Annotated in this window: 13 protein-coding genes; all 13 read left to right on the top strand. The window is 35.8% G+C overall.

Features of this window, described 5'->3' with window-relative positions; genetic code table 11:
* Positions 1-2 precede the first annotated feature (2 nt).
* The 13 genes from asnB to rfbB all read left to right on the top strand — a co-directional run bounded on the left by asnB (position 3) and on the right by rfbB (position 15,352).
* A complete protein-coding gene (asnB, locus tag I5349_RS05100; protein ID WP_226389665.1) occupies positions 3-1,880 on the top strand; it encodes an asparagine synthase (glutamine-hydrolyzing) in 1,878 nt (625 codons plus the stop codon).
* The gene (locus I5349_RS05095) at positions 1,877-3,016 is read left to right on the top strand and encodes a glycosyltransferase family protein (protein WP_226389664.1); all 1,140 of its coding nucleotides are present in this window, start codon (positions 1,877-1,879) and stop codon (positions 3,014-3,016) included. Before asnB ends, I5349_RS05095 begins: the two co-directional genes overlap by 4 nt.
* 19 nt (positions 3,017-3,035) lie before the next feature.
* Positions 3,036-4,325, top strand: coding sequence for a glycosyltransferase family protein (locus I5349_RS05090; RefSeq protein WP_226389663.1), 1,290 nt, complete (start codon positions 3,036-3,038; stop codon positions 4,323-4,325).
* 112 nt (positions 4,326-4,437) lie between these two features.
* Complete coding sequence (locus I5349_RS05085) at positions 4,438-5,454, top strand: hypothetical protein (protein ID WP_226389662.1); 1,017 nt, start codon at positions 4,438-4,440, stop codon at positions 5,452-5,454.
* Complete coding sequence (locus I5349_RS05080) at positions 5,420-6,511, top strand: glycosyltransferase family 4 protein (RefSeq protein WP_226389661.1); 1,092 nt, start codon at positions 5,420-5,422, stop codon at positions 6,509-6,511. Before I5349_RS05085 ends, I5349_RS05080 begins: the two co-directional genes overlap by 35 nt.
* A 6-nt stretch (positions 6,512-6,517) precedes the next feature.
* Complete coding sequence (locus I5349_RS05075; RefSeq protein WP_226389660.1) at positions 6,518-8,113, top strand: glycoside hydrolase domain-containing protein; 1,596 nt, start codon at positions 6,518-6,520, stop codon at positions 8,111-8,113.
* Complete coding sequence (locus I5349_RS05070) at positions 8,103-9,191, top strand: DUF1972 domain-containing protein (protein ID WP_226389659.1); 1,089 nt, start codon at positions 8,103-8,105, stop codon at positions 9,189-9,191. The genes I5349_RS05075 and I5349_RS05070 overlap by 11 nt, the downstream gene beginning before the upstream one ends.
* Positions 9,191-10,276, top strand: coding sequence for a non-hydrolyzing UDP-N-acetylglucosamine 2-epimerase (gene wecB / locus I5349_RS05065; RefSeq protein WP_226389658.1), 1,086 nt, complete (start codon positions 9,191-9,193; stop codon positions 10,274-10,276). The genes I5349_RS05070 and wecB overlap by 1 nt, the downstream gene beginning before the upstream one ends.
* 4 nt (positions 10,277-10,280) lie before the next feature.
* Positions 10,281-11,570: a nucleotide sugar dehydrogenase gene (locus tag I5349_RS05060; RefSeq protein ID WP_226389657.1), complete on the top strand. Its 1,290-nt coding sequence runs from the start codon at positions 10,281-10,283 to the stop codon at positions 11,568-11,570.
* 34 nt (positions 11,571-11,604) lie between these two features.
* Positions 11,605-12,924: a UDP-glucose dehydrogenase family protein gene (locus tag I5349_RS05055; protein ID WP_226389656.1), complete on the top strand. Its 1,320-nt coding sequence runs from the start codon at positions 11,605-11,607 to the stop codon at positions 12,922-12,924.
* Between the two features lie 18 nt (positions 12,925-12,942).
* Positions 12,943-13,803 carry a glucose-1-phosphate thymidylyltransferase RfbA gene (gene rfbA / locus I5349_RS05050; protein WP_226389655.1) on the top strand — a complete coding sequence of 287 codons (861 nt, stop codon included), beginning with the start codon at positions 12,943-12,945 and terminating at the stop codon, positions 13,801-13,803.
* 2 nt (positions 13,804-13,805) lie between these two features.
* On the top strand, positions 13,806-14,351 hold the full coding sequence (gene rfbC / locus I5349_RS05045; RefSeq protein ID WP_226389654.1) for a dTDP-4-dehydrorhamnose 3,5-epimerase: 546 nt from the start codon (positions 13,806-13,808) through the stop codon (positions 14,349-14,351).
* Positions 14,348-15,352 (top strand): dTDP-glucose 4,6-dehydratase, encoded by a 1,005-nt coding sequence (rfbB, locus tag I5349_RS05040; RefSeq protein WP_226389653.1) that lies wholly within the window; start codon positions 14,348-14,350, stop codon positions 15,350-15,352. Before rfbC ends, rfbB begins: the two co-directional genes overlap by 4 nt.
* Positions 15,353-17,302 lie beyond the last annotated feature (1,950 nt).

Genomic DNA, 17,302 nt, shown 5'->3' with positions numbered 1-17,302 from the left:
CTATGTGCGGAATAGCAGGAATATTATCTATAAATCCAAATAAAGTTTCTAAGGAAAATTTAGCTAGAATGACTGAAGCCATCATTCACAGAGGTCCGGATGGATATGGTCACTGGGTTAGTGAAGATGGTAAGATAGGTTTTGGTCACAGAAGACTTTCTATTTTAGATTTGTCTGAGTCAGGGAAGCAGCCCATGCATTATTTGGATCGTTACACTTTAACCTTCAATGGCGAAATCTACAACTATCTAGAAATTAAGTCAGATTTAATAAAGAAGGGTTATTCTTTTAGAAGCCATTCTGATTCTGAAGTTTTGCTAGCCTTATATGATCTTAAAAAAGAAAAGTGTCTTCAGGATTTAGACGGGATGTTTGCATTTGCCATTTATGACAATGTTGAACAAGAAGTCTTTTGTGCTAGAGATCGTTTTGGGGAGAAACCCTTCTTTTATACAGAGTTTGATAATGCGTTTTATTTTGCTTCTGAGATGAAGGAGTTCTGGGCTGCGGGGATTAATAAAACCCCTGATCCCAAAATGGTATTTAACTACTTGCATTTTGACATATTGGACAACCATGCAGATCTAGGCCAAACTTTTTTTTCATCTGTAAGAAAACTTCCTCCAGCTCATTATTTGAAATGGAAGAACGGTCAATTTTCAATTATAAGATATTGGGATATTGATTGGCGATTTCAGAACACTAATCTTAAATTGGAGGATGCCAAAGAGCAATTCAGAAATCTTTTCATAGAGTCTGTTAAAAGAAGAATGAGATCAGATGTATTGGTTGGCTCGAGTCTTTCGGGAGGAATAGATAGTTCTTTAGTGGTATGTGCAATGGATCATTTACTTAAAGATCACAAAGAGTCTATTCAGAACACATTCTCTGCAAGGTTTAAGAATTTCCATAAAGATGAAGGGTACTTCATACAAAAAGTACGAGAGAAAACCCGCATAAATTCTCATGAGGTATATAGTGAGATAGACGATTTGGAGAGTGTTCTTGATAAAATTTCTTTCCATCAAGAAGAACCATTTGGTTCAGCAAGTATTCTTGTACAATATCAGGTATATGAGTTAGCCAAACAAAAAGGAGTAACAGTATTGCTAGATGGTCAAGGTGCGGATGAGATTCTAGCGGGTTACCATCCTTATTTTACTACATTTTTTAATGAGTTAAGAAAAAAATCAGATAGTAAATTTGAGCATGAATTTTTGGCTTATCAACAGCTTCATAGTGAAAACACTATCAATGCCAAAATATCCAAACCAGGGATCAAGCAAACAATAGCTTCAGCTTTCCCTAGATTAGCAAATAAAGTAGGGAGAAGGTTGATTAATATGAGGATGAAAAACACCTCAATGATGTCTGAGGATTTTTATGCTTCATATAAGTCTGACACATATAATGATTACAACTTCAATTTAGGAAGCTTAAACAGTCATCTTTATTTTTCAACTTTTCAAGTAGGACTTCCTACCTTATTAAGGTATGCAGATAGAAACTCTATGGCTCATAGTAGAGAAGTTCGTTTGCCATTTCTATCCCACGAGCTCGTTGAATTTGTATTTAGTTTGCCATCTGATTTTAAAATAAAAGAAGGATGGACCAAGTATATCATGCGTGCTAGTTTTGCTGATTTGTTACCTAGTGAAATTGCGTGGAGAAAAGATAAAATAGGTTTTGAACCACCACAGAAGTCCTGGATGGATAATTCTAAAACTCAAGATAGTATTAGAAGTGCTCGTGAAGTATTGAGTAAAGAAGGAATTTTAATGAAAGGTGCTGAAAATATGCCTATTGAATCTACTGTGACCAATAACAAAGGTGATGGTAGCTGGAATCATTTGATGGTTTCTAAACTTTATAAGGGTTGAGAAGAAAGGTTCTTATCTTATCTCAGTCTATCATGCACACTGATCCTCGCGTGATCAGACAAATTTCGTTTTTTCACAAGAATGGATATTCGGTAGTATTAAGTGGTTTGAGTTATGATGGTGAACTGGAATTTTATCCAATCAAAAAGCAAAAGTCGATTTTTTCTAGAGCCTTAAAACTGATTCTTCTGCTGATTAGAAATATTCGGTTAAGAGAGAAGGAGTTGTTATGGCAGAGCAGTTATGGTATCCTGAGTAGTTATCCTACAGCTTTCACTTTTATTTTGGCTAATGACGTAGAGTCTTGGCCAATAGCTATAGCCTTAAAAAGTCACCATACTAAGACTAAAGTAATTTTCGATGCACATGAACAATATGCAAAGGAATTTACAGATGATTTTAAATGGCAGTATTTTCATAAAAATTTCGTAACGTATTTATGTAAAGAATACATTCCTAAAGCAGATGCATTCATCACTGTATGTGAAGGTATAGCTAGAGATTATCAAAATGAAGTTGGGGTATTAGGAGATATAGTTTTAAATGCTCCAGATTTTGAATCGAATTTGGTTCCGAGTCCTGTCACAAATAAGATTCAATTGATCCATCATGGTATTTCAAATAGAAGCAGGAAAATTGAAAAGATGATTCGACTGATGGATTATCTTGACGATCGTTTTGAGCTTAAGCTAATGTTGATGAATACTGACGAGAATTATTTGGGCGAATTAAGAAAATTGGCTTTAGGGAAGCCTATTCAATTTATAGAGCCTGTTTCTACTCAGGCTATTTCAGGATTTATTAACCAGTTTGATATTGGTCTATTTATTTTAGAACCAGTGAATTTCAATTATGCGAATGCTTTGCCGAACAAATTTTTTGAGTTTATTCAAGCTAGATTAGCGATTGCTATTGGTCCAACGCCTGAGATGAAGCGGATCGTTGAAAAAGAAAAAATAGGAATCGTAACGGATACTTTCGATGAAAGAGAGATGGCTCAATGCTTAAATGCTCTTTCTATTTCAGATATTGAGAAAATGAAAGAAAATTCTCATTTAGTAGCTTCGGATTACTCTAATATAGCAAATGAAAAGGTGTTAAATAGAATCATTGAAAGATTAACTGTTTTAGACTAAAGGCTTGTGCTAAATTAAGTTGAAAAAAATACTTCTAGTTTCATACTATTTCACACCGTGTACTTTAACTCCTTCTCAAAGAATAACATATTGGGGGAGGAATCTTGCTAATTTTGGCTATAGGCCAACTATTGTTACTAGAGAATGGAAAGAGGATATAAAGACTCATGCAGATACAAAACTTCCTTTAGGTAGAGAGATTAGGTTTGAAAACCATGATGATTTTGATGTGTATTATTTGCCCTTTAGACCAGGGATTTTAGATAGTGCCTATTTGAAATGGGGGGAGTCAAGATTTAGGCCTTTATTTTACCTCGTAAGGCTTCTAGATATTATTTTAGTTTATTTTTCTCTAAGATTTACATCTTTTAAAAATTTCGAACCTTTCATTAAAGGTCTCATTAAAAGAGATCAATATGATTTTATGATAATTTCTGGAGAGCCATTTTATTTGTTTAAGATAGGTTACAGTATTAAGAAAAAGTTTGGGTTGAATTGGATAGCGGATTATCGTGATGATTGGACGACTAATGAGTTACAAAAAGTCAAATCCGATGGATTGCTCAGAAAAATAATTCATAGGGTAGAAAAACTTTATGAAAAAAGCTGGGTGTCTACTACTAGTCTTATTATTTCAGTTTCTGATGTATATAGTAAGCGCCTTGGTGATTTTTTGAAGAAGCCCACACTAACTATCGCAAATGGTTTCGAGGAGTCTATTCTTAAATTACCAGATCAAAAACTTTTTGATGATTTCACTGTCGTTTACAGTGGCACATTATATCCCTCTCAAGACATATCTATCATTCTTAAGACTTTAGAAAAATCGATTGATAGTGGCTTTCCATTTAGGCTGATCTTCTTAGGATCTGGCTTTGACATAAAGGAGGTTAATAGATTAAACAAAATAATTAATCCAAAACTCAAACCATACATAGAAATAACAGAAAGAATGCCAAGAGATCAAGCGTTAAATTATCTGCAAAAGGCACATGTTTTACTTGGGATATCTTATCAAAACCTTAAAGGAATTCCATCAAGCAAACTATATGAATACATTGGGTTAAGAAAGCCAGTTCTTTTATGTCCTAGTGACAATGATATAATGCATTATATCCTTAATGATGTTGGATTAGGCTTTTTTTCTCAAGATTCAGATTCTTGTTTAAATAAAATAATGCAGATAAGAGGACTTTATGAAAGTGGAGAGATCGAATCAATAAGAAGACATTCAATGAGTAAAATTGGTGTCTATTCCAGAAAGGGTCAACTGTTAAGATTCAAATCATTTTTGGATGATTATAAGTAAAATTAATTTGTTAAATCATACTATTTCATTGGTAACAAAGCTGCTCTTTTGTACTTTGTATTTTTTACTTAGTGTAAATACTCTTTTTCCTTTGCCGATAGATAAATTAATTATGGCTGGATTAGTCTTTTTAATTTTATTTTATAATAGCTATAATTTTCATTATTTTATTTTATTTCTTCTGGTTTTATTATATCTCTTGATCGCTTTTATATTTAATTTGTCAAACTCAAGTTTTATAATTTTTTTTCCAGTAATAGGTGTTTTATTTTCTATAAACATTATTAAATATCCATTATATTTAAATTATATATTCTGGGGAACTTTACTTCATATTATTTTAGGTATTTTTTTAGTATTTTCAAGCTATTTATCTGAGATGAATAACTTTGTACACCCATTATATGATAAAGGTGTTCCTTTTCTTCATGCACCCAAAGGATTTACTTCTACGGTTCAAACATTCACTACTCTATGTGTCTTATGCCTCTTGATTTATTATTACAAGCTTGATAATGGAATAAAATATCGGTTTGGAAAAACAATTTATTTATTAATTTCATTAGCAATAGTTTTCACGTTTAATAGGAATTATTTAGTTGTATTATTTATAATATATTTTTTTAAGGAGAAACGTTTTTTCTATTTTCTACTATCCTGTTTATTTGCTATTTACATTACTTTTTTTGATTTTTTTAATAAGCTTATTCTAAATACCTCAACACTTTCATCAAGAGGTAGATTATTAGAAGCGTTTAGAGAAGCTTTTTTTGAAAGAGCAAATATTTTTCAATATACTCTAGGACATGGAAATAATATAGTAGATCAAAGTATAGCGATACACACTTATTACAAAACGGGATATATTGAGAATGGTCTATCAGTTTTAATATTCACCTATGGAGGACTAGGGTTTCTAATCTATATTTGTTTGATTACATTTCTTATTTATAAGGTTTATAAAAAAAACGGACTATTTTATGCCTTTGTGTGCGGTTATATATTTTTTATTGCACAACAATTTACGCATGAATTTTTCTCAACATCATTTTATTTGATGTTGTCTTTTTTTATTTATTTATCTACTAACTCTAATGTCAAAGAAAATAATAGCGTTTCACTTACTTAATAATTTTACAGGGAGTCCAAAGGTATTAAGAAGTGTTATAGACTGTCTTTCTAATGAAGGGTATTCTATTGAACTATATACAAACAATTCTATAGGATTTCTTACTGGGTTAGAGAATGTTAATTATCATAAAAATTTTTATTTTAGATCTAATCTTAAATTAATAACTCTTTTCAATTTTATATTTAGTCAAATTTATATTTTTTTAAAATTAATTTTTTCAATTAGGGATTCTAAAAATGTGATATTTTATGTAAACACTATTTTACCTTTTTCAGCTATTTTATTTGCAAGACTTAAGGGTATTAAAGTTATTACTCATGTTCATGAATTTGAAATCAAGCCTAAAATTTTAAATAATTTCTTATTTTATATAGTAAACAAATTTTCAAGTAGGATTATTTTAGTATCAAAATTTTTAGAAATAAATCATAAAAATATTAATTCTAAAATAAATGTAATACACAATAAGGTCGATCAAATATTTGAGAAGGAGTCTGTGAGTCTAGAAAAGGTTAAAGCTGAACTATTTAATATTTTAATGCTTACTTCTTTAAGACCGTACAAAGGTATTCAAGAATATATTAGCCTTTCAAAAAAAATTCCTGATGCCCTTTTCACTCTGGTATTAAGTGAATCTATTGATGATGTTAATAAGTATTTCATTAATATAGAACTTCCTAAAAACATTAAAATTTTTTCAAAACAAGATAATGTTTTACCTTTCTACAAAAGAGCTGACTTAGTTGTTAATTTAACTCGCAAAGATGAGTGTATTGAAACATTTGGTCTTACAATACTCGAGGCAATGTTTTTAGGTGTTCCAGTTATTGTTCCGACTGTGGGTGGCATCACAGAACTTGTTGATGATGGTCTTAATGGCTATCTTATTGATTCTAATGATCTAGATTCATTAATACTTAAAATTAATGATATTAAATCGGATCCTGTTTTATGGAAAAAATTAAGTTTAAATGCTTTGAATAAATCATCAGAATTTTCTTCAAATGTTTTCAATTCTAAAATTATTCAATTAGTTAGTTCCTTAGATAAATAATTGTTGATGAAATATTATACTATTTTTCTTTTTTATTTTTTTTCTGTAACTGTACTTTCTGCTCAATCTCTTGATCTTACCTTGCAAAATCCTTATCTAAATGAGAAAGTAAAAGATTCAAATTTAAATTTTGATGTTTGGCGAGGTGAGTTTTTACCAATTATAATTAAGCTCAATTCGGCTCTTGGAGATAGTATTCATTTTACTTTTAATAGTAACATAAATTATTCTATTGATATCTATCATTTAAACTATGTTTTAGCTGATCTCTCAGCTGGATTTTGTGGTGTTGACAAGCAGAATGGTGTTTTTCCTGTTAAAAAAGTACCTGAAAGAGCTTTGAGGCTAGAAAACAATATGTTTTTACCTGATACGATAACCAACTATATTCTTCTAAATATAAAAATCAACAAAGATGCTAAGAAGATTAAGCATACTTTGCAATTAGATGTTTTTCAAAATGGGATATCTAAATCAAAATCTTTGTCCTTAAATGTTATTAAAAGAAAACGAATCAATATTTCTTCTTTAGATTTTACTTTAGATTTTTGGCAGTTTCCTATATCGGTTGCAGACTATTACGCTGTGGAGCCCTGGTCAACACTCCATTATGACTATTTGGACACAATGTTTGACCAACTAAAAAATATAAATCAAAGGGTTGTAACAACTTCAGTCTTCTGGGATCCTTATAATAGAAAAATAAGAGATTTATCGCACATGATGATACAGGTAAAAAAGTCTAAGTCAGACACTTACAGCTTTGATTATAAAAATTTCGATAAATATGTACAAAGTGCAATAGATAAGGGTGTAGGAGAAAATATATCGTTACATAATCTTTATCCTTGGAATAATTATTTCTTCTACTTTGATGAAAACTTAAATGAAGTGATTGGTTTCAATACTTCTGTAAATAGTAAGGATTATCAAGAATTTTGGGGTGCTTTTTTGTTAAGTTTTGAAAAGCATCTTGAATCGAATGATTGGCTTGATAAAGTAATTTTTTATATTGATGAAAGGGATATAGAGTCTTCAATTACTCTCTGTAAGTTTATTCATTCATATAATAAGAGTTTTAGAATTGGTTATGCAGGTGCTTTTGATGAAAGGTTATCTGATTATATTTATGATTACTCTGTACCTTCTAATATAATGATTCCTAATAATGTTCTTGAGAAAAGACAAAGAGAGGGTAAGCGTACAACTTTTTATACAGCATGTTTTGGATCTGGAGCTAATATGTTAATGACGTCTCCAAATTATGATATTCCCTTTCTTCTTAATCTAGCTTTAGCTAAAGGTTATGATGGTAAATTACGTTGGGCTTTTAATTACTGGTCGTCAAACATAATGGACAATGCTATTTATTCTGATGTTCCGTCAGGTGATGCTCATTTTGTTTATCCTTATAATCAGCCATCTCTTCGTTATTTTCTAATTGTTGATTCACTTGAGGATTTACAAAAAATTAGTTTTATTAAATCAAATAAGAAAAGGAAAAAACTTCTTTTAGATTTTCTTAATCCAACTTTGCTTTATTCTGAAAAAGAACGTCAAAATTTGGTGTTAGAGACCAAAAAAAGATTGAATGAAAAGTAAAAAAATAGCAATTATAGGTACTGTTGGCGTTCCTTCTAATTACGGAGGCTTTGAAACCTTGGTTGATAACCTATTAGATCATGTTAACACAGATTTTGATATTACTGTTTATTGCCAATCAACTGCCTATAAAAATCATATAAATGACTATAAAGGGGCTAAACTTAAATATGTTAATCTTAAGGCTAACGGTATTTCGAGTGTTTTTTATGATATTTATTCTATATTAATATCTGTCAGGTCTTTTGATATATTATTGCTTCTAGGTGTGTCTGGAGCCATTATTCTTCCAATAATTCGTCCTTTTTATAAAGGTAAGATAATTACCAATATTGATGGTTTAGAGTGGAAAAGAGATAAATGGGGTTTCATAGCGCAAAAATTTTTAAAATTTTCTGAAAGATTAGCGGTTGCATGTTCAGATATAGTAGTTGCTGACAATCTTTTTATACAAGAACATGTTTCCAAAAACTACAATAAAAAGGCTTCATTAATCGCATATGGGGCTGATCACGCTGTCCGAACAGATCAATTTAGTGTCGATGATAAATACGGAATTGACAAAGAGGATTATTTTTTTACCGTGTGTCGTATTGAACCTGAGAATAACTTAGACATGATGGTTCAAGCGTATGAAGTCTCTAATATTCAAAGGCCCTATGTTATCATTGGTAATTTTAATTCTAGTATTTATGGTAAAGATTTCAAATTGAAGTATCAAAACGTAAAAGGCCTTAAATTATTAAACCCTATTTATAATGTTGATCTTCTTAACCAATTTAGATCCAACTGTTATTATTACCTTCATGGCCATAGCGCTGGAGGAACAAATCCATCACTAGTTGAGGCTATGCATATTGGAGCTCCTGTAATTGCTTATGGTGTTAATTATAATAGAGCTACTACTTTTGATGAAGCTATTTATTTTAATAATAAGGAAGAGTTAGCTTCAATTTTCAATAATATTGACTCCATTCAAAGAAATTCTTTAAAATTGAAAATGAATGAGTTGGCAGCCGCTCATTACAAGTGGGAAAATATTTGCCATTCATACATCAAACTTTTTAATCAGATTTAATGACTTTTACTTTGGTAGCAGGTACTCGGCCTAATTTTATTAAAATTGCTGCATTAGTGCATGCTATACAAGATGCTGTCTCTTCTGGAACATCAATCACTTATCGCTTGGTCCATACAGGACAGCATTTCGATGTAAAGATGTCTCAAGACTTTTTTGACCAGCTTGATATACCTAAGCCCCATATTAATCTACAAATAGGCGGTGGTTCACAAGCAGAACAAACGGCTGGTATTATGGTCGCTTTTGAGCAAGAGTTGATCAACCATAGACCAGATACTGTGGTAGTAGTGGGAGATGTAACTTCCACGATGGCATGCGCGATTACAGCAAAGAAGCTCAACATAGACGTCATCCATGTGGAGGCTGGCATCCGGTCTGGAGATCGTAGTATGCCTGAGGAGATCAATCGAATCGTGACAGATAGCATTACCGATCATTTTTTTACGACTACCAAAGAAGCGTCTGATCATTTACTGAAAAGTGGGATTGATTCAGATAAGATTCATTTAGTAGGTAATGTCATGATTGATACCTTGATGGCGAACAGATCTCGTTTTAACCTACCCAAATTAGCGCATATGAGGTTGGTGCCTCAACAATATTTTGTCTTGACACTTCATAGACCGAGTAATGTAGATAATGGAGCGAAACTTTTGTCTTTGCTTGAAGGTATATTGAAAAGCACACATTTGCCAGTGATTTTTCCTGTTCATCCACGTACCAAAAAACAACTGGATGAGTTAAAATTTAAACATGATCAACTACTATTGATAGAGCCACTACCGTATTTAGAGTTTAATGGACTAGTGCAATCTGCAAAAGGGGTTATTACTGATTCTGGAGGCATTACCGAAGAAGCCTCAGTCATGAACGTACCTTGTGTCACTTTGAGAAATACGACAGAGAGACCAGAGACCATTACTTTAGGGACAAATGAATTGATAGGAAATGATTTATCAAAACTTCAAGTGGCTATGCAGCAGATAGAGAAAGATAATTGGAAACAGTATCAAGGAATCCCCCTTTGGGACGGGAAAGCTTCAGAACGAATTGTAAAAAAATTAATAGAAATATATCAGTAATAAGATGCAATTAGAAAACGCAAAAATTGCCATCATAGGTCTAGGATATGTAGGCTTACCTTTGGCGCTAGAATTTGGAAAGAAATACCCTGTATTAGGTTTTGATATCAATGAATCCCGTGTCAAGGAACTTCAAAAAGGAGAAGATAGGACGCAAGAGGCTGATTTGACTTTGTTAAATGACTTGATCAAAAAAGGACAGTCAGGAGGCTCAGGATTAGTTTTCTCTAATAAAGTCACTGACTTGTCTAGCTACAATGTCTTCATCGTGACGGTACCTACACCCATAGACCATTTCAAAAAGCCTGACCTGACGCCTTTATTGAAGGCTTCTGAAACATTGGGGAAAATCCTCAAACAAGGAGATGTGGTGATCTATGAATCTACAGTCTATCCAGGCTGTACAGAAGAGGATTGTGTACCAGTATTGGAACGCTTTTCAGGTTTGACTTATAACAAAGACTTTTTCTGTGGCTATTCCCCTGAACGTATCAACCCAGGTGATAAGGTCAATACTTTGACCAAAATCAAAAAGGTTACTTCAGGCTCTACACCAGCCATTACAGATTTTGTAGATGATTTATACAAAAGTATCATCACCGCAGGTACCCACAAAGCGCCTAACATGAAAGTGGCAGAAGCGTCTAAAGCCATCGAAAATGCGCAGCGAGATGTGAATATTTCTTTTGTGAATGAGTTGGCTTTGATTTTTGATCGCGTAGGAATTGACACCAATGATGTGATCGAAGCAGCTGGAACCAAGTGGAACTTCCTGAAATATAAGCCAGGACTAGTTGGAGGACATTGTATCGGGGTAGATCCTTATTATCTAGCGCACAAGGCAGAGTCTTTAGGCTATCATCCACAAGTGATCCTTTCAGGGAGAAGGGTCAATGACAGCATGGGCATGTTCGTGGCTAGCAAAGTAGTCAAGCTGATGATCGGTAAGGGACACACCATCAAAGGTTCTAGGGCTTTGATTTTGGGAGTAACTTTCAAAGAAAATTGTCCTGATGTACGTAATACCAAAGTGGTAGATATCTACCATGAGTTGACCCAGTTTGGGCTAGCCGTAGATATTTATGACCCTTGGGCGGATGCCGTAGAGGTGAAGCATGAATATGGTTTGGAGCTTTTACCCAAACTAGACACCCAAAAATATGATGCAGTAGTAGTAGCTGTTTCTCATGAGGAGTTTAGAGCCATTGATTTTAAGGCCATGAAGGCAGCCAACACTGTCATTTTTGACACCAAAGCTTTCCTTGAAAGAGACTTAGTGGACGCTAGACTATAATAGTATCATTTGATTTTTAAAGAAATTTTCTAAAATGAAAATCACTGTAGTTGGGACAGGGTATGTAGGTTTGGTGTCAGGGACTTGCTTTGCGGAAGTAGGGATAGATGTGACCTGCATCGATGTAAACGCCCAAAAGATCGCTGGTTTGCAGCAAGGCATCATGCCCATCTATGAACCAGGTCTGGAGGAGTTAGTGATCAAAAACACTAAGAAAGGCAGGCTGCATTTTTCTACTTCACTCAAAGATCATTTAGCGGATACAGAAGTTGTTTTCATTGCAGTGGGAACCCCTCCTGGAGAAGATGGCAGTGCTGATTTGCAGTATGTGCTAGAAGTGGCCAGAGAGATTGGCCGACACATGACGCACTATCTAGTGGTAGCGACTAAGAGTACAGTGCCTGTCACAACAGGGGCTAAGGTGCAAGCCGTGATCGCAGAAGAGTTAGCCAAAAGAGGGGTGACGATTCCTTTTGCCGTAGCCTCCAACCCAGAGTTTTTGAAAGAAGGTGCTGCGGTAGAAGACTTCATGAAGCCAGACAGGGTAGTCATTGGGGTGGAAGACCCCAAAGCAGAGGAAATTTTGAAGAGACTCTATAAGCCCTTTCAGCTCAATGGTGATCGAGTGATCTTCATGGATGTCCCATCAGCGGAAATGACTAAATATACCGCCAATGCCATGTTAGCAACTAAGATCTCATTTATGAATGATATCGCCAACCTCTGTGAGTTGGTAGGAGCTGATGTGAATATGGTGCGCAGAGGGATAGGTTCCGATAGCCGCATTGGCAATAAGTTCATCTATCCTGGAGTCGGTTATGGAGGTTCATGTTTCCCCAAAGATGTGAAAGCGATCATCCGCACAGCTAAAGCCTATAACTATGATTTGAAAGTGCTTCAAGCCGTAGAGGAAGTGAATGAAGCGCAGAAAATGACCATGGCTCAAAAGGTCTTTTCGCATTTTGGCAAAGATTTGAAAGGCAAGCACTTCGCTGTATGGGGTTTAAGTTTCAAACCAAATACGGATGACATGCGAGAAGCACCAGCAGTCGTGATCATTGAGGCACTATTGGCAGCTGGTGCAACTGTCTCAGCACATGATCCGATTGCTATGAATGAGGCGAAGCATCAATTAGGTGATCGCGTCACTTATGCACAAGATGCCTATGTTGCCTGTTTGGATGCGGATGCGCTCCTACTGGTGACGGAGTGGCATGAGTTCCGCTTCCCTAACTGGGAGGTTGTAGGCAAACTGCTTCGTCAAAAAGTGGTTTTTGATGGCAGGAATATTTATGACCGTTATTATTTGAGGAATGATTTGGGCTACCAATACTATGGTGTTGGGGTCAAGTAATTTATAATTTAGCAATTTATGAAAGGAATAATTTTAGCAGGAGGCTCAGGGACTCGATTACATCCTCTGACCATGGCGGTGAGTAAGCAGCTTTTGCCTGTTTACGACAAACCCATGATCTACTATCCGCTCTCTGTCTTGATGATGGCGGGGATTCGAGAGATTTTGATCATTTCTACCCCACATGATTTGCCGATGTTTGAGCGATTGCTTGGTTCTGGGGAATCTCTAGGCTGCCGATTTGAGTATGCGGTGCAAGAGACTCCCGCTGGACTAGCACAAGCTTTTTTGATAGGAGAGGAATTCATTGGCCAAGACAAAGTAGCCTTAGTGCTAGGAGATAATATTTTCTATGGCAGTGGATTTTCGAAACTATTGCAAGAAAATAATGATCCAGATGGTGGAGTAGTTTTTGCTTATCATGTGACGGATCCTGAGCGCTATGGGGTAGTGAGCTTTGATGAAAACATGATGGCAACAGCCATAGAGGAAAAGCCCGCAGCACCCAAGTCCAACTACGCTGTGCCGGGCTTGTATTTCTATGACAATCAAGTAGTCGAATATGCCAAGACGATCAAACCAAGTCCAAGGGGAGAGTTAGAAATCACAGATATCAATAACTTATACCTAAAAGCAGGAAAGCTCAAGGTGGGGATGTTAAATCGTGGAACGGCTTGGCTGGATACAGGGACTTTTGCTTCCTTGATGCAAGCAGGTCAGTTTGTACAGGTGATTGAAGAGCGACAAGGGCTCAAGATTGGTTGTATAGAAGAGATTGCCTACCGCATGGGATTCATCGATCAGGCACAATTACTCAAGTTGGCAGAACCAGTAATGAAGAGTGGTTATGGGGCTTATTTAAAAAATTTAATTAAATAGTTTTGGAAGTAGTTCAAACAAAATTAAAAGATTGCTGGGTATTTATACCTAAACTCATTCAGGATGACCGTGGATATTTCTTTGAATCATATCAAGCTGAAAAGTTCAAGGAGGCTACAAGTTTGTCTCCCCTCTTTGTACAGGACAATCAATCTAAATCTGTAAAGGGAGTCCTGAGAGGCCTTCATTTTCAATCTGGAGAACATGCACAAGCAAAGCTTGTGAGTGTCTTGCAGGGGGCAGTATTGGATGTAGCGGTGGACCTAAGGAAGGATTCTCCTACTTTTGGCCAATACCATGCTGAAGTATTGACGGCTGAAAATAAACATCAATTATTCATTCCAAGAGGCTTTGCCCATGGCTTTTTGGTGCTAAGTGATACGGCAGAGTTTTTTTATAAATGTGATAATTACTATCACCGAGCTGCGGATGGTGGCGTTCGCTTTGACGATCCTAGCATAGGGATTGACTGGGGTGTGCCAATGGAAAATTTGATACTTTCCGAAAAGGATCGCAACTTACCTTATTTAAAAGACATGGTGATATGAAAAATATTTTGATTACTGGTGGAGCGGGCTTTATAGGTTCCAATTTTGTCCCTTATTTTCTCGAAAAGTATCCAGACTACACGTTGGTTAATCTTGACCTCTTGACCTATGCAGGAGATGTAGCTAATTTATCAGAGGTAGCTAAGCACCCACGTTATGTATTCCTGCAAGGTGATATCAGAGAGAGGGCTTTCTTAGAGCAGCTTTTTGAGCAGTATGATATTCGCGGGGTGATCCACTTTGCGGCAGAGTCCCATGTGGACAATTCTATCAGTGGACCGGAGGCTTTTATACAAACCAATGTCAATGGGACGTTTCAGTTGTTAGATGTGGCACGGAAGTATTGGATGGAGGCTCCTTTTGCTTATAAAAAGGGCTATGAAGCTTGCCGTTTTCACCACATTTCGACCGATGAGGTGTATGGAAGCTTAGGAGAAACTGGTCTATTTACAGAACAGACACCTTATGCACCCAATAGTCCTTACAGTGCTTCTAAAGCGGGTTCGGATTTTATCGTGCGAGCGTATCACCACACGTATGGGATGGATGTAGTGACGACCAACTGCTCCAATAATTATGGTCCTAAACAACATCAAGAGAAGTTGATTCCTACGATTATTCGTAAGGCTTTGGCCGAGCAGCCGATTCCGATCTATGGTGATGGTAAAAATGTCAGAGATTGGTTATATGTCTTGGATCACTGCAAGGGTATAGACTTGGTTTATCATACAGGAAAGGCTGGGGAAACTTATAACATAGGAGGGCGTAACGAGCGTAATAATTTGTACATCGTGGATAAGATATGCGGTTTATTAGATGAGATGAAGCCTAGGTCTAAGGGTTCTTACAAGGAATTGATTTCTTTTGTGAAGGATAGGCCAGGTCATGACAGGCGTTATGCCATAGATGCTAGCAAGATAGAGCGTGAGTTGGGTTGGAAAGCAGATGAGGATTTCGAGTCTGGGATTGTTAAGACCGTGCAATGGTATTTAAGAGATTAATATACATACATGACCATCAAATGAAAGCCTCGAAATATTTCGAGGCTTTTTTCTTTGGTAGAGACATGATTAATTGCGTCACTAAAAAAAGAGGACGCTTATCGTTTGAAACACAAATGCTTGTTTTGTCATGCTGACGAAAGGAAGCATCCTTGACTAATAATGCTACTGTCCTGCCGCCTCCAGCTGGACGCAGCATGCATCGGATGAAACAATAAAGGCCTGAAAGCCTGCCTGCCGCAGGCAGGGCCGCTACAGACTAGCATAGGGTGAAGCCCTATGTATAGGTGACTTCGTTACAAACGCTAGCCCTGTAAGGGTGTAACTGTTATATCATTAGTGGCTGTAATTAATTATTCGACCACCTTCAGGGTCGGTAACCAACTACTATCGACCAGCTATAATCATCTCCCTACAGGAGACAGGTATGACCCATTCTGGGTCTACAGATATTTATTTGAGAACATTAAACCTGTTTTGTCATGCTGACGAAAGGAAGCATCCCTGACTTATAATGTTATCGTACATCAACCACCAGCTGGCCGCAATATGTATCGAATGAAACAATAAAAACCTTCATCGCTATTCTTATTCGTGCATTCGTAGCTTTAAAAAAATGTCTCGATTTAGGAGACAAACAGGGTCATGTAACCTACCACTTTCAAATCACAGCTTTAACTTATAACCTATAACTCATAACTTCTCACTCTATAAAAACCTACCCATTTCTTACAAAATCCCCTTTAAATTCACCCAAATCTCTTGACAATTTGTGTCACTCATACTTTTTCTTAAATTGTATATTTATTATCAATGATATTACTATTTTAATATTTTGAGCCATTTTCAAAAAGAGTTATCCTCGACTCTTCCTCGACTTATCCTCGACTCTTCCTTTACTTCCCCCTATATCAGGCGAATAAAACGAATAATACGAACAGAACGAATAAAGCGAACAAAACGAATAATACGAATAATGCGCACAAAACGAACATTCGTTTGTGAATTCGAATTCCCTTCCCCAATTTGCTCCCATTCACGGCCGAGCTCCGTTCTTTGACATGCTGGATTTTGTTGGTAGATTCATCGTCCTCCGTTTGCAACGAGGACGGACGGGATAGACGTTTTTAACGTCATTAGTAGAGACGTCCATTTATGGCGTCTCTTATGCAAGTCTCTCAATTGTTCCCTCCCCACAGGAGACACAGGTCTTCGTCTCAGGCTTGCCTACCTCTTTTGGTAGGGTGACAATGCAGACGATGTACGTCATCCTCTTTTTGGGAGGTAAATGCTAGGACTTGACCCGTAGAGACGCGATTCATTGCGTCTCCATTTATCGCGTCTCCACTGATGATCTCTATTCAATATACAAGTCCGCTTCAACGTCTTTGCGAGGGCTTGACCCGAAGCAATCCAGTTTGACTGCTAAAGTTTTCTGAATGGCTTCGCTTGTAGCTCACCCCTGCTTGCCACTTTTGGTAAGATGATGGGACCTTGGAAGGATACTTTATTCGGTTTGAGACGACCAACTGAAACGTACTCCTACCAGCTAAGCTCATCCTTTCATAAACGTGCTACTCGGAGATGCTTCCTTCGTCAGCATAACATGTAGTCAAAGGCTTTTTAAAGAGATTTAATCTATCATGTTATCAAAGACGTAGGTAATTCATCGGTATACCACAGCTTTTCCACATAGCAAAATCATCTTTAATCCGCTATTAATCAATTAATTATACGCTGTATTATTTGAAGCACATTGAGAAGGGGACGAATAGCAAAAAAATGCTTATGTGTCGAAATTCATTGGATAGGTTTAGTTTACAATTTCATAATATTGAAAAAGTATAAATTTATATAAAAAGACGCACAAACATTTGGTGATGATAAATTAAGCCTGTATTTTTGCTTTTGAAATGTGATTGCATGGAGAATATTGTACTAGTCCTCACG

This window comes from Penaeicola halotolerans, assembly GCF_016464625.1.
Lineage (GTDB): Bacteria > Bacteroidota > Bacteroidia > Cytophagales > Cyclobacteriaceae > Penaeicola > Penaeicola halotolerans.
Note: the sequence above shows the minus strand (reverse complement) of the source record. Positions and strands in the feature narration are given on the sequence as shown.

Bases quoted from the DNA above. Each gene is read 5' to 3' on its own strand.
- I5349_RS05085 (WP_226389662.1), top strand. From the start codon at position 4,438: ATGGCTGGATTAGTCTTTTTAATTTTATTTTATAATAGCTATAATTTT.
- rfbB (WP_226389653.1), top strand. From the start codon at position 14,348: ATGAAAAATATTTTGATTACTGGTGGAGCGGGCTTTATAGGTTCCAAT.
- I5349_RS05060 (WP_226389657.1), top strand. From the start codon at position 10,281: ATGCAATTAGAAAACGCAAAAATTGCCATCATAGGTCTAGGATATGTA.
- I5349_RS05080 (WP_226389661.1), top strand. From the start codon at position 5,420: ATGTCAAAGAAAATAATAGCGTTTCACTTACTTAATAATTTTACAGGG.
- rfbA (WP_226389655.1), top strand. From the start codon at position 12,943: ATGAAAGGAATAATTTTAGCAGGAGGCTCAGGGACTCGATTACATCCT.
- wecB (WP_226389658.1), top strand. From the start codon at position 9,191: ATGACTTTTACTTTGGTAGCAGGTACTCGGCCTAATTTTATTAAAATT.
- I5349_RS05075 (WP_226389660.1), top strand. From the start codon at position 6,518: ATGAAATATTATACTATTTTTCTTTTTTATTTTTTTTCTGTAACTGTA.
- I5349_RS05055 (WP_226389656.1), top strand. From the start codon at position 11,605: ATGAAAATCACTGTAGTTGGGACAGGGTATGTAGGTTTGGTGTCAGGG.
- asnB (WP_226389665.1), top strand. From the start codon at position 3: ATGTGCGGAATAGCAGGAATATTATCTATAAATCCAAATAAAGTTTCT.
- I5349_RS05070 (WP_226389659.1), top strand. From the start codon at position 8,103: ATGAAAAGTAAAAAAATAGCAATTATAGGTACTGTTGGCGTTCCTTCT.